This is a genomic window from Bradyrhizobium sp. 44 (genome assembly GCF_023073095.1).
Lineage (GTDB): Bacteria > Pseudomonadota > Alphaproteobacteria > Rhizobiales > Xanthobacteraceae > Bradyrhizobium.
In genome coordinates this window covers 440,178-453,673 of the sequence record NZ_JADPIY010000008.1, presented here as the reverse complement: position 1 = coordinate 453,673, position 13,496 = coordinate 440,178, and the positions used below count along the sequence as shown (strand labels likewise).

Genomic DNA, 13,496 nt, shown 5'->3' with positions numbered 1-13,496 from the left:
CTTGCGCTACGGCTTGCTCGGGCGCAGCTCGGCGCCGACGCCCTTGTTGACGAAACGCAGCGTATAGGATTTGCGAAAATCGAGGTCTGCCTTCACGACGCCTGCCTTCACCATCTTGTTGAAGAAGGAGGTGTAGCGCTCGTCGCTCATCGCGCCGATGCCGTTCTTCAGCGAATCGCCGGAATCGACGATGCCGTATTCCTTCATCTTGGCGACGGAATAGGCGAGCAGCTCGTCGGTCATCTCCGGATTGAGCTTCTTGATCATGGCGTTGCCCGCGGAATTGTCGCGGTAGATGTAATTGTACCAGCCGACCATGGAGGCATCGACAAAGCGCTGCACCAGGTCGGGCTTCTTCTCGACCACGTCGCGGCGGCTCTCGATCAGGGTCGAATAGGTGTTGAAGCCGTAATCGGCGAGCAGCAACACGTTGGGCTTGAAGCCAGCGGCCTTCTCGACCGCGAAGGGCTCGGAGGTGACGTAACCCTGCATCGCGCTCTTGGGATTGGCGATGAAGGGCTGCGGATTGAAATTGTAGGGGCGAACGTTCCTCTCGCTGAAACCGTATTCGGATTTCAGCCACTGGAAATAGCTGGTCATGCCCTCCTTGGAGACGAACAGCGTCAGCGGCTTGAGGTCCTCGATCTTGGCGACCTTGGCATCGGGCTGCGTCAGCATCACCTGCGGATCCTTCTGGAACACCGCGGCGATCGTGACGACCGGGACGTTGTTGGCGACCGCGTCGAACGACATCAGCGTGTTCGCGGCCATGAAGAAATCGATCTTGCCGGCGATCAGCAGCATCCGGTTGTTCTCGTTGGGCCCGCCGGGGACGATAGTGACGTCGAGCCCATATTTCTTGTAGGTGCCGTCGGCGACCGCCTGGAAGAAGCCACCATGCTCGGCCTCGGCGACCCAATTGGTGCCGAACATGACCTTGTCCAGGGTTTCGGCGCGCGCCGGAACGACCGAGACGAAAGCGGCCATCAGGCCCGCCGTTAAGGCTCGCCGCAGATGAGAGGGGCTCATGATGGGACTCCGTCGATCGCTTCTAGCCGATGTCCAAGCAACGCGATAAAACCGCAAGACATTCAGGGACGCGAGCCGGCCTGGCCCGCGTCCCCTGATACCCCAAATTACGCGACAAATTCGGGCAAAGAAACCTTGATGACGCCTTCCCGCGACTGGACCGAGATCCGCTGGGCCGATGCCGGCCCAGCCGAGGTGTCGCGCTGGATCGCAGTGCTGCCGCTGGCGGCGACCGAGCAGCACGGCCCGCATCTGCCGCTCGAGACCGACGTGCTGATCGCGGACGCCTATCTCGCGCGGGTGCGCGAGCTCCTGCCCGAAAGCGTTCCGGCCACTTTCCTGCCCGTTGAACCGATCGGGATTTCCACCGAGCATATCGACTATGCGGGCACGCAGACGCTAGCGACTGAAGTCGCGTTGAAAAAATGGACCGTGATCGGCGAAGACATCGCGCACCGCGGATTGAAGAAGCTCGTCATCATCACCAGCCATGGCGGCAACAGCGCGGCAATGATGCTGATCGCGCAGGATCTTCGCGCGTATCAGAAACTGTTCGTGGTGACCACGTCGTGGTCGCGGCTGTCGGGCGCGGACCAGCTGTTCCCGGCCGACGAAGTACGCCACGGCATCCACGGCGGTGCAGTCGAGACCTCAATCATGCTGGCGCGCTATCCCCATCAGGTGCACGGTGATGCGATCGCGGATTTTCCCGCGAGCAGCATCGCGATGGAGCAGCAATATCGCTGGCTGTCGACGCAGCGACCCGCACCGTTCGCCTGGCAGGCACAGGATCTCAACCCCAGCGGCGCCGTCGGCAATGCGACGCTGGCCGTGGCCGCGAAAGGCGAGCAGTTGATCGACCAGGGCGCCCGCGCCTTTTGCGAGCTGCTTGCCGAGGTTGATAACTTCGACGTGAACAGGCTCGCCAAGGGCCCGCTCGGCTAGCGCTTATCATCCTGGAATCATTCGAGAAAGAGTCAAACTTGAGCTCCGCTTTTACCGGTTTCGAACCGGACGCGCGGAGCCTCCGTCCAACTCGGTACGCGGGCCACAACGGACCGCCTCAACCCGGATGGAGTTTCCCATGTCGACCAAGACCAAGATTTTCGCAGTTGCCCTCACCGCGCTCACCCTGACCGGCAGCGTCGTCGCCACCACCTCGCAGGCGCAAGCCAAGCCGCTCGGCTGGGGCGTCGGCGTCGGCTTGGGCATCGCCACCGCCGCCGTCGTCGGCTCCGCGATCGCCGCCAGCAACGACCCCTATTACAACGGCTATCACCGCTGCGGCTGGGCCGCCCAGTACAACGCCTTTGGCCAGTACGTTGGCCGCGTTCGTACCTGCTTCTGATTTGAGTCCCTGAGGCCGATCTCACGTGGATCCTGCGTCCGACACGGGCGCCTCATCCACCCCGTGTCGTGCCCCCGACCCCGCCCGGATGTCCCCCCGGGCGGGGTCAACTGTTTTGGGGCCTCGGGATTTTGTTGCAGCCCCGTCACACAGCGGTGCGAACCATCCCCTGCGGCAATCTGCACTAGTTGCTATTGCGAATTAATCGCAATAAGGTTTGCAACAAGCTCAGGGGCTTGGGAAGAAGTCGCGCCGGACTGAGATCATCAGGTCCGATCGCGGAGCACCTAAGCCTGATGACAGGGTCGCCGCGAATCGGCAGGGATAGTGCGGCGAGTGGACACACTCGCTTTTGGGGGCGTGCGTTTTGACGTTGAGGGGTCACCGTTACAGGTATTTGCGGACGGCCGCGGCAATTGCTTCGGGCGTCTTGGCTTTGCCCGCCAGCAGCCGCGCGGCTGATCTGCCGCTGAAGGCACCTGCGCTCAGGGCCATCTACGACTGGACGGGCCTCTTTATCGGTGCACACGCCGGTTTCACCCGCGGCACGTCCTCGGCCATGCTGACCGATCCCGCGGTCGCGACCGATAATCATGTCTTCACCGGCGCGACCGGCGGCGTGCAGGCCGGCTACAATTGGCGCCTCAACTCAGGGCTTCTGCTCGGCGTCGAAGGCGACATCTCCTTTCCGAACTATCTGCCCTCCAACCACGTGGTGTCGTCGACGACCACCGCGCTATCGAGCGCGGAGGAGCGCTGGGATTACGTCGCGAGCCTGCGCGCGCGGCTCGGCTACACCACGGGCGCATTCCTGTTCTACGCGACTGGCGGCGCCGCTTTTGCCGGCGAGCGCTTTCTCTCGACACCGGCAGGCGGCAATGAGGAGAAGGTGTTGAACACGCGGTTCGGCTGGACCGCCGGCGGCGGCGTCGAATATGCCTTCGCGCCGCACTGGAGCGCGCGGCTCGAATATCTCTACAGCAAGTTCGAGAACGCCCGCGTCACCTTCCCCTCGGGCGCGCAATATTCGTCCTCGATGGATTTCCAGAGCCTGCGGATCGGCCTCAATCGCAAGATCGACTGGCCGGGCCTGCCGACCTACAATCCGAAGTCTGACATCACCGATACCGAGTCCAGCCGCTGGGAGATCCACGGCCAGTCGACAGCGCTGGCCCAGGGACATCCCTCGTTCAGAGCGCCCTATACCGGGCCGAACAGCTTCACCCCCTCGCCGGATCTGCAGCAGACCTGGAGCAATTCGCTCTATCTGAATGCGCGGCTGTGGGACGGCGGCGAGGTCTATTTCAATCCCGAGCTGCTGCAGGGCTTTGGCTTCAACAACACGACCGGCGCGGGGGGCTTCCCCAACGGCGAAGCGCAGAAGTCCGGCTTTCCCTATCCACACTTCAACGCCTCGCGGCTGTTCGTGCGCCACACCTTCGGCTTCGGCGGCGAGCAGGAGGAGCTTGCCAGCGGCCAGTTTCAGCTTGCTGGCAAGGCCGACGTGTCGCGTTTGACTTTGCAGGTCGGAAAGCTCTCCGTGGTCGACGTCTTCGACGGCAATTCCTACGCGCACGATCCGCGCAAGGATTTCATGAACTGGTCGATCTGGGCATCCGGCGCCTTCGACTACGCCGCTGACAAGCTCGGCCTCGGCTATGGTGCAACGGCCGAATTGAATCAGAAGCAATGGGCGCTGCGCGCCGGCTACTTCCTGATGGACGCCCAGTCCAACTCGAACAATTTCGACATGAATATCGGCCGCCGCGGCGAATATGTCGCGGAGCTCGAGATGCGCTACTCGCTGTTCGGCCAGCCCGGCAAGCTGCGTACTCTCGGCTTCGTCAACAGCGCCTATTCCGGCAGCTATCGCGAGACGCTGGATAATCCGCTGCTCAACCTCGACATCAGCCAGACCCGCCGCGGCCGGCTCAAATACGGCTACGCTTTGAATGTCGAACAGGCGATCACCGACGATATCGGCGTGTTCGGCCGCTGGAGCTGGAACGATGGCCGCAACGAGATCATGGCCTTCACCGACATCGACCGTAGCCTGTCCGGCGGTGTCTCGGTCAAGGGAGCGAAATGGGGCCGATCCGACGACGTCGTCGCCATTGCCGGCGCGATCAACGGCCTGTCGCAGGACCATCGCGACTTCATCGCCGCCGGCGGTCTCGGTCCGCTGATCGGTGACGGCCAGCTCAACTACCGCAGGGAACGCGTGCTGGAGACCTATTACGCCTACGCGCTCAACAAGGCGCTGACCTTCACCGCGGACTACCAGCTCATCGTCAACCCCGCCTACAACGCTGATCGCGGCCCGGTGTCGGTATTCTCGGGTCGGCTGCACGGGGAGTTCTGACCGCGGCTCAGAACAGCAGCGCGACGCCGGAGACGAACAGCAACGCGAGCACGATCTTACGGAACATCGCCTCGTCGATCCGGCCGAACAGTTTTAGCCCGAGCCACGTTCCCGCAAAGAGAAACGGCAGGCCGAGCGCGAACAGCTTTGCGGTCTCGAACGTCAGCGCTCCCTTGGCGCCCAGAAAGAGCGCCGCCGTGGCGAACACCACGACTGCGACGGGCTGGAACGTGGCGCGCTGGACGTCCTTGGGCAGACCGCGCAGATTGCACCAGATGGTGACGATGATGCCGGCAAGGCCGGTCAATCCACCCAGCAGGCCGTTGACGAACCCGATGGTCATGTCTGCGGCCGGCGGCACGATGGTCGCGACCTTGAGTTTTGGCCTGAAGAACGCATAGAGGCTGTAGACGACCAGGATCGCCCCCACCGCGATGCGGACGCTCTTGGGATCGGCCGAGGTCAGAAGTAACACGCCGACCGGCACGCCGACGACGGCACCAATCATGAAGGGCCATAGCCGGCGCCAGTCGAGCGCGCTGCGCAGCTTCCAGACCGAGTAGCCCTGCACCAGGAGGCCGAAGCCGACGATCAGGCTGGCGCTTTGAAGTGGCGTCAGCACGTAAAGCCACAGCGATGCCGCCACCAGGCCGAAGGCAAAGCCGGAGAGGCCGGCGACGAACGCGCCGGCGAAGGTGGCCGTCAGGAAAAGGGTAAGCTCGATTGTGATCCCGTCCATTGCTCGCTCCAAACATCAGCGAGCAGCGCTTGCGTGGGATCACCCACTTCATGGGGAGGCTGCGACACCCCCAAGGCTGCAAGCCTAGGTGAAGCCGCTTCCTTCCACAATGACGATGTTACGCGGCCCGGATCGCGTCCAGGAACTTCCCGACCTCGACCTTGAGGCGGCTGCTCTCGCCGGACAGCGACTTCGCTGACGCAAGCACGGTGGAGGAGGCCGATCCGGTCTGGCGCGCGCCGCGCTGCACGTCGACGATGCTGGCGGAGACCTGTTGGGTGCCGCGCGCCGCCTGCTGCACGTTGCGCGAAATCTCCCGCGTCGCGGCGCCCTGCTCCTCGACTGCGGAGGCGATCGCCGATGCGATCTCGGACATCCGGGTGATGGTGTCGCCGATCGACTTGATGGCGCCGACCGAATCCTCCGTCGCGCTCTGGATTCCCGTGATCTGCTGGCTGATCTCGCCGGTGGCCTTGGCGGTCTGCTCGGCGAGCGCCTTGACTTCGGAGGCGACCACGGCGAAGCCGCGGCCGGCCTCGCCGGCGCGCGCCGCCTCGATCGTTGCATTGAGCGCCAGAAGATTGGTCTGGCCCGCGATCTGGCTGATGAGCTCGACCACGTCGCCGATCCGGCCGGCAGCCTTGGCGAGCTCGCCGACATAGTCGTTGGTCCGCGCCGCCTGCTGCACCGCTTCGCTGGCGACCCGCGCGGAGTCCTGGACCTGTCGACCGATCTCGTCGACCGAAGACGCCATTTCCTCCGCGGCCGCGGCAACGGTCTGCACGTTGCTGGAGGCCTGCTCGGAGGCGGCCGCCACCGTCGCGGTGACCTTTTCCGATTGATCGGCGGTGCTCGTCAGCGTTCCCGCCGACACTTCCAGCTCCGACGATGCCGACGACACGGTGTTGATGACGTCGCCGATCAACGCTTCGAAATCGCGCGCGATCTGGTCCATGCGCTGGCTGCGCCGGAGTTTCGCCTCGGCTTCCACCGCGGCGGCCTCGTCGGCAGCCTTCTTGGCGGAGAGCGAATCCTTGAAGTGCTGGAGCGAGCCCGCCACCTGGCTGATCTCGTCGTTGCGGCCCGTCACGGGAATCTCGACCTCGTGCTGTCCGGCGGCAAGCGTTGCGATCACGTCCGCGAGCCGGCTCAGCGGCGTCACCACGCGCCGGCGCAGCATCATGGTCACACCACCGAGTGTCCCCAGCAGCACCAGCACCGCCACGCCCGCGAGCGCGAGCATCGCAAGCGCGCCATCGCGCGCGGCCGAGGCGCGCTCGGCAGCTTCCGTCAGCGCGGCATCGCGCACGCCGTAGAACATCTGGATGGCGGGGACAATGACGGTGGCCAGCTCTTCGGCGTTGATGCCGTATTTGCCGTCGCCACGAGCCGCGGGCATCTCTTTGTCCACGGCAGCGGCTGCTTTTCCGAAATAGGAATCCGTCGCCGCCTTCAGCGCGGTGGCGATGCGGGGCGGGCTTCCGAGCTGGTCGATGCCGGCCTCGATGCGCTCGCGGTCGGCCTCGACACGCCCCTGCATACGATCCATCAGCGAGAATTCGGGAGCCGTGAGCGGGCGGCGCGCGCTCAGCGCCGGCGACAGCGTGGCGGCGCGGCTGCCGGCCGAGACGCGCAGGTCCTGCGCCGTTCGCGCCAAGCTCAACAGCGCCGCAAGCGAAGAATCGGCATCGATGACCTTCGCTTCGAGCCGGTTCATGATCGGCTCGATATTGCCGATGACCTCTGCAACGCCCGGTAGGAAGCCCTTGACCACAGCGCTGTCGCGCGCCGCCAAGGGAACGCTCATCGCGCGGTCTGCAGCGGTGTAGATATCCTTGAGCCGCCGGGCGGTACGGTCCAGGTTTTCGATCATCGGTCCGGAATCATCCAGCACAAGGATGGCGCGCCTTGCCCCCTCAAATGCGGCATCGGCTGCTTTCGCGGCCTTCGCGGCGGCTTCGATCTGGGCCTGCGTCGCAGGGTTCTCCTGGAAAATCGGCGAAATGTAGGGGGCACGAAGGCCGGCAACGTGCTGACTGACCATCAAGGTCGCACCAAAGGCGTCGACCGTCTTGATCGCGTCGGAGCGGTTCGTGAAGATGCGCGCCTGGGGTACGAGCACCTCGGCGCCAAGGATGACTGCAAACACCGTCACCGTCAGCATCGACAGCGCAAAGAGTTTCCCGATCCGCATTCTGATCCCCGAATACATTCCTGCAAATGTCGAGAACCTAGCCGGTGGCCGCTAAGAGCCCGTTAAGCAACGGCATGCCCGTAGTTCCGCGGGGTATTGGGCTTCGAGTGCCTTCCGGGACGGTGTCGCCGAAGTTCCTTCGCGATGCCGGATGCGACAGAATCATCGGCATTTCTTCCCCGAATACCTATATCAATGCCTGGGCCGCCATTCGGCCACACTCCCTTACCTCGGAACGTCAATGCTCTCCGCCGAACTCGCCATCGTCGTCGTCCTGATCGTCATCAACGGCTTGCTGTCCATGTCCGAGCTCGCCGTGGTCTCGTCACGTCCGGCCCGGCTGTCGATGCTCGCCGCAAAGGGCGTCCGCGGCGCCGAGCGGGCGCTGACGCTCGCGGCCGACCCGGGCAAATTCCTCTCGACGGTGCAGATCGGGATCACGCTGGTCGGCGTGCTCTCCGGCGCGTTCTCGGGCGCGACGCTCGGACAGCGGCTGACGCAATGGCTGCTCGAGCTCGGCCTGTCCGCAGGAATTGCCGACATCGTCGGAGTGGGCCTGGTCGTCACGCTCATCACCTACGCCACCCTGATCGTCGGCGAGCTGGTGCCGAAGCAGGTGGCGCTGCGCGACCCCGAGAGCATCGCGGTCAGGGTTGCACCCGCGATGCACGTGCTTGCGAAGGTCTCGCTGCCGCTGGTCTTCCTGCTCGATCTCTCCGGCAAGCTGATCCTCACGCTGCTCGGCCACGGCGGCAAGTCCGAAGAGAAGGTGTCGGAAGACGAGATCCATCATCTCGTCAGCGAGGCCGAAAGCGCGGGCGTGCTCGAGTCAGGTGAAAAGGAGATGATCGCGGGCGTGATGCGGCTCGGCGATCGGCCGGTCGGCGCGATCATGACGCCGCGCACGGAGGTCAACGAGATCGACCTCAACGATACGCCGGAGAGCATTCAAGCGACCATCGCCAAGAGTCCGCATTCACGCTTTCCCGTGTCCGATGGCGACCGCGACAAGCCGATCGGCGTGCTCCAGGCCAAGGACCTGCTGGTCGCCTTCATGAACGAGCGTACGCCGGATTTGCGCGTGCTGGTCCGCGAGGCGCCCGGCATTCCCGCGTCGGCCGATGCCCGCGACGTGCTGGCGATCCTCAAGGCGGCGCCGGTGCATGTCGGCCTCGTCTACGACGAATACGGCGCGTTCGAAGGGATCGTGACGACGGCTGACATTCTGGAATCGATCGTCGGCGCCTTCCATTCCGAGGAAGGCCCGCCGGAACCGGCCTACGTCAAGCGCGCGGATGATTCGCTGCTGGTCTCAGGCTGGATGCCAGTCGACGAATTCGGCGAGCTGATCGGCGTCGAACTGCCGCCGCACCGCTACAACACCGTCGCCGGCCTCGTGCTGCAACAGTTCAACGTGCTGCCTGATGTCGGCGACGCCTTCGACTTCGGCGACTGGCACATCGAGGTGGTCGATCTCGACGGACGGAGGATCGACAAGATTCTCGCGAGCCGGCGGAGCGAAGTAGAGACGGGGTGAGCGAGCGGCGACGTGAGGTGGTGCTGAACTCACCACGTGTCGTCCCGGCCCTCACCCGAACCTCACTCCGATCCGCTTCTCCTTGCGCCAGATCACGGTGCAGGCGAGATGTTTTCCATCGACCTGGACGAACAGGCTGAAATGGTCGGGGATGCCGACGGGACTGCTGACGTCGAGCGCGGCGCCGGTATCTGACAGGTTGCGGATAGTGCAGTCGATCGCGCCGCCGCCGCCGAACTCGATCGTTCCGGCCTTCAGCACGCGATGCCTTGCCTTGTCGCGCCGCTCGTCCATGGGGACAATCTATACCCAAAGTTGAACAAAACGTTAAACGCAGCCCATGTCGTGATGCCTTTGCGCAGGACCCGCGGCCAGCGCCCTACAGCGCCGGCTGGAACGTCTCCGTCCGCGCCATCCGCCAGGCGTCTCGGAAGCGCGGGTCTTCGGTGCCTTCGAGCAGCTCGCCCGGACGCAGCGAGGGATAGAGCTGCGCGAAGGATTTCACGTCCGTCGTCGAGGTACGCTGGGAGAAGTGGATCGGGCGCAGCTGCTGCGGATGTTCGAGACCGGCCGCGGCGATCAGCTCGGTCAGCGAGTGAAGCGTCGCAAGGTGATAATTGTGCACGCGGTCAATCTTGAGCGGCACGTAGAGTGCGCGCGCCCGCGTCGGATCCTGGGTCGCGACGCCGGTCGGGCAGCGGTCGGTGTGGCAGCTCAGCGACTGGATGCAGCCGAGCGAGAACATGAAGCCGCGCGCCGAATTACAGTAGTCCGCGCCGATCGACATGGCCCGCGCCATGTCGAAGGCGGTGGCGATCTTGCCGGAGGCGCCGATCTTGATGCGGTCGCGCGCGTTGACGCCGATCAGCGCGTTGTGGACGAAACTGACGCCCTCCCGCATCGGCGTGCCCAGATGATCCATGAACTCCAGCGGCGCGGCGCCGGTGCCGCCCTCGTTGCCGTCGACCACGATGAAGTCGGGATAGATGCCGGTCTCGATCATCGCCTTGCAGATCGCCAAAAATTCCCAGGGGTGGCCGATGCACAGCTTGAAGCCGGTCGGCTTGCCGCCGGAGAGCTTTCGCATCTCGCCGATGAACTGCATCATGCCAACAGGCGTCGAGAAGGCGCGATGCGAGGCCGGCGAGATGCAATCCTCGCCCATCGCGACGCCGCGGATCTTGGAAATCTCCTCCGAGACTTTCGCCGCCGGCAGCACGCCGCCGTGACCGGGCTTGGCACCCTGGCTGATCTTGAGCTCGACCATCTTGATCTGGTCCTGGCGCGCGACGCGCGCGAAGGCTTCGGGATCGAAGGTGCCGTCGAGATGGCGGCAGCCGAAATAGCCCGAACCGATCTCCCAGATGATGTCGCCGCCCATCTCCGCGTGATAGGGGCTGAAGCCGCCCTCGCCGGTGTCGTGCGCGAAGCCGCCCTTCCTGGCGCCGGCATTCAGCGCGCGCACGGCGTTCGGGCTGAGCGCGCCAAAACTCATCGCGGAAATGTTGAACACCGAAGCCGAATACGGCTTGGCGCAATCCGGCCCGCCGATGGTGACGCGGAATTTCTCCTCGGCATGCGTCTTCGGCGAGACCGAGTGATGCATCCACTCATAACCCTGGCGGTAGACGTCCTCCTGGGTGCCGAACGGACGCTTGTCGAGCTGCATCTTGGCGCGCTGATAGACCACCGCACGGATGTCGCGCGAGAACGGCATGCCGTCCTTCTCGCTCTCGAAGAAGTACTGCCGCATCTCCGGGCGTATCTCTTCGAGCAAAAAACGGATATGGGCCGAGATCGGGTAGTTGCGCAGAACGGCGTGGCCCTTCTGCATGAGGTCGCGGACGCCAAGCGCCGTCAGCGCGCCGAAGATCAGGATCGGGATCAGCAGGATGTCGAAGATCTTGCCATCGGCGAAGCCGATGCCGGTCAGCAGCGCCGTGACCACCGCGCAGATCGTCAGGACGATGAAGCGCGGAGAGAATGGCAGCAGCAGGGTTTCCATGATCCCCTCTTCCGCCAGCGGCAGCCGTTTGGCCGACGGGTTGAGCGATTCCTGCGTCTTGTTCTCGTCGGCCACGATTCCCATCCTCTCGCCAGCATGAGGCGGTACGATACGCCCGCGCCTGTCATACGGATATGACGCGGCGGTTGTTTCACGCTAGCGAATTCGGCGGGGACAAATCAATCAGCCCGATAGGCGGGCTGCTGCGGTGCAGCAGGGCTCGGAAGGGACGGGCATTAACCCGTCAGGGCGCTTTACCCAGGCAAGCGTCCTGGCTTTTGCCAGGACGACACGAGAGGGCCTACCGCTCGACGAACGCCTTTTCGATCACGAAATGGCCGGGCTTGTTGCCGGAGCCCTCGACGAAGTCGCGGCCCTCGAACATCAATTTCAGCTCTTCGAGCATCGCCGGGCTGCCGCACATCATGATGCGGTCGGTCGCGATGTCGAGCGGGCCCTGGCCGATGTCGTTGAAGATCTGCTCGGAGCTGATGAGATCGGTGATGCGACCGCGGTTCTTGAACGGCTCGCGGGTCACGGTCGGGTAGTAGATGAGCTTGTCCGCGAGCAACTCGCCGAACAGTTCGTCCTCGCGAAGACCGGCGACGAGCTTCTCGCCATAGGCGAGCTCGGAGACCTGACGGCAGCCATGCACCAGCACGATGCTGTCGAATTGGTCGTAGACCTCGGGGTCCTTGATCAGGCTGGCGAAGGGCGCCAGGCCCGTGCCGGTCGAGAGCAGCATCAGCCGCTTGCCGGGAATGAGATTGTCGGTGATCAACGTGCCGGTCGCCTTGCGGCCGACCAGGATGGTGTCGCCTTCCTTGATCTTCTGGAGCCGCGACGTCAGCGGGCCGTCCTGAACCTTGATCGAGAAGAACTCGAGCTCTTCCTCGTGGTTGGCGCTGGCCATGCTGTAGGCGCGGAGCAGCGGGCGGCCCTCAACCTCGAGGCCGATCATCGCGAACTGGCCGTTCTGGAAGCGGAAGCCGGAATCGCGGGTTGCGCGAAAGCTGAACAGGGTGTCGGTCCAGTGCTGGACGGAAAGAACCTTCTCTCGGTAAAACGCGCTCATGATTTTCGATATTCCGAATAATTGCGGTTTTAGGGCAAAAGCATTGCCCGGCCCCTGAAAGCGGAGCGGACACCATTGCCATGGCGGAGCATTTTGCGTGTGTGATCTACGCCATTGAGACCAATAATCAACCTCGTTCCGGATGCAATTGATGCCGGTCAAACCGGCATTTGCGGCGGAAATGGTCGCATCATTAATGGATGTGCTGTCCGGCGCGCGCGGAGGGCAATTTCTTTTCCCTCCGGGGCCCGAATACAGCACTTAATTTCCGTGGCGCTCGCGAGAATTTCATTAAGAATAGCTCTGATTTCACTCTCGTTTGGCGCCGTTTCCTGCTTTTTTGCGGCTTTTGGCGCCAAGCTCGACTGGAACTGACGGCTGCGAGTGGCGACAAGACACATGGTGAACGGCGAGCGGATCTTCGTCCAGGCGATCAGGCGCTATTGCGCGACCCATGGCATCGCGCTCGAAGTCCGCGCCGATGGCTGGCTGCTCGAGATGCGCCGGGGCGAGCAGCGCCGCTTCGCGTTCGGCTACGACATCGGCCTCAACAGCGCCATCGCGCACCGCCTGGCCAACGACAAATCGGCCACCGCCGAGGTGCTGGCGCTCGAGGGCGTGCCTTGCATTCCCCATCGCCTGTTCCTCAATCCGAAGTTGGGCGAGAAGGTTGTCGGCGTCGCCTGGCGAGAGGCAATGCTGGCGCTGCTTCACGACAATCCGCAAGGCGTGGTGGTGAAGCCGAACGAGGGGACGTCGGGACGATCCGTCTTCAGGGTCACGACGGAAACTGAGCTCGATCATGCGGTTGGCGAAGCCTTTTCGATGAGCGCCGGACTCGTTATTTCGCCCTATGTCGTGATCGAGGATGAAGTTCGCGTGGTGCTGCTCGATGATGTGCCACTCGTCGTCTACAGCAAGCAGCGCGGCTCGGATTGGCGGCACAATCTCGATGCGGGCGCAAAGCCCGTGCTGATGGAGGACGGCGATCTTCGCGCAGCCTGCGCAAAGCTCGCTATCGACGCCGCCAATGCCATCGGCATCACCTTCGCCTCGATCGACCTCGTCCGCGTCGACGGCGTCTGGCGCGTGCTCGAGATCAATTCCGGCGTGATGATGGAGGCGCTGGCAAAGCTGCATCCGGCGCTGGTGCAGACGACGTACGATGCAGCGCTGGATCGGGTGTTTGGGGAACGCTGAGCAACAC

Annotated in this window: 11 protein-coding genes; 5 read left to right on the top strand and 6 right to left on the bottom strand. The window is 63.9% G+C overall.

Features of this window, described 5'->3' with window-relative positions:
* Nucleotides 1-6 precede the first annotated feature (6 nt).
* Nucleotides 7-1,029 (bottom strand): ABC transporter substrate-binding protein, encoded by a 1,023-nt coding sequence (locus IVB41_RS04095; RefSeq protein WP_247426980.1) that lies wholly within the window; start codon nt 1,027-1,029, stop codon nt 7-9.
* A 138-nt stretch (nt 1,030-1,167) separates the two neighbouring features.
* Here IVB41_RS04095 and IVB41_RS04090 point away from each other — a divergent pair, with 138 nt between their 5' ends.
* The 3 genes from IVB41_RS04090 (at nt 1,168) to IVB41_RS04080 (ending at nt 4,739) form a co-directional block, all read left to right on the top strand.
* Nucleotides 1,168-1,974, top strand: coding sequence for a creatininase family protein (locus IVB41_RS04090; protein WP_247426976.1), 807 nt, complete (start codon nt 1,168-1,170; stop codon nt 1,972-1,974).
* Nucleotides 1,975-2,113: 139 nt separating this feature from the next.
* Nucleotides 2,114-2,377: a hypothetical protein gene (locus IVB41_RS04085; RefSeq protein ID WP_247426971.1), complete on the top strand. Its 264-nt coding sequence runs from the start codon at nt 2,114-2,116 to the stop codon at nt 2,375-2,377.
* A gap of 397 nt (nt 2,378-2,774) precedes the next feature.
* Nucleotides 2,775-4,739, top strand: coding sequence for a carbohydrate porin (locus IVB41_RS04080; protein ID WP_247428985.1), 1,965 nt, complete (start codon nt 2,775-2,777; stop codon nt 4,737-4,739).
* A gap of 7 nt (nt 4,740-4,746) precedes the next feature.
* Here IVB41_RS04080 and IVB41_RS04075 read toward each other — a convergent pair whose 3' ends face one another.
* Nucleotides 4,747-5,478 (bottom strand): sulfite exporter TauE/SafE family protein, encoded by a 732-nt coding sequence (locus IVB41_RS04075; protein ID WP_247426966.1) that lies wholly within the window; start codon nt 5,476-5,478, stop codon nt 4,747-4,749.
* Between the two features lie 118 nt (nt 5,479-5,596).
* Entirely contained in the window at nt 5,597-7,672 is a 2,076-nt protein-coding gene (locus tag IVB41_RS04070) for a methyl-accepting chemotaxis protein (RefSeq protein WP_247426963.1), read from the bottom strand.
* 241 nt (nt 7,673-7,913) lie between these two features.
* Here IVB41_RS04070 and IVB41_RS04065 point away from each other — a divergent pair, with 241 nt between their 5' ends.
* Nucleotides 7,914-9,209 (top strand): hemolysin family protein, encoded by a 1,296-nt coding sequence (locus IVB41_RS04065; protein WP_027565867.1) that lies wholly within the window; start codon nt 7,914-7,916, stop codon nt 9,207-9,209.
* A gap of 51 nt (nt 9,210-9,260) precedes the next feature.
* On the opposite strand, the gene IVB41_RS04060 is transcribed toward IVB41_RS04065, so the two are convergent.
* From IVB41_RS04060 to IVB41_RS04050, 3 genes are all read right to left on the bottom strand, one after another.
* Nucleotides 9,261-9,503, bottom strand: a complete 243-nt coding sequence (locus tag IVB41_RS04060; RefSeq protein WP_247357630.1) for a PilZ domain-containing protein — start codon at nt 9,501-9,503, stop codon at nt 9,261-9,263.
* An 85-nt stretch (nt 9,504-9,588) separates the two neighbouring features.
* On the bottom strand, nt 9,589-11,298 hold the full coding sequence (locus IVB41_RS04055) for an FMN-binding glutamate synthase family protein (RefSeq protein ID WP_247426958.1): 1,710 nt from the start codon (nt 11,296-11,298) through the stop codon (nt 9,589-9,591).
* Nucleotides 11,299-11,515: 217 nt separating this feature from the next.
* Nucleotides 11,516-12,289, bottom strand: coding sequence for a ferredoxin--NADP reductase (locus tag IVB41_RS04050; protein WP_007597827.1), 774 nt, complete (start codon nt 12,287-12,289; stop codon nt 11,516-11,518).
* Nucleotides 12,290-12,688: 399 nt separating this feature from the next.
* Between IVB41_RS04050 and IVB41_RS04045 the strand changes: the two genes are divergently transcribed.
* The gene (locus IVB41_RS04045; RefSeq protein WP_247426954.1) at nt 12,689-13,489 is read left to right on the top strand and encodes a RimK family alpha-L-glutamate ligase; all 801 of its coding nucleotides are present in this window, start codon (nt 12,689-12,691) and stop codon (nt 13,487-13,489) included.
* Nucleotides 13,490-13,496: the final 7 nt, after the last annotated feature.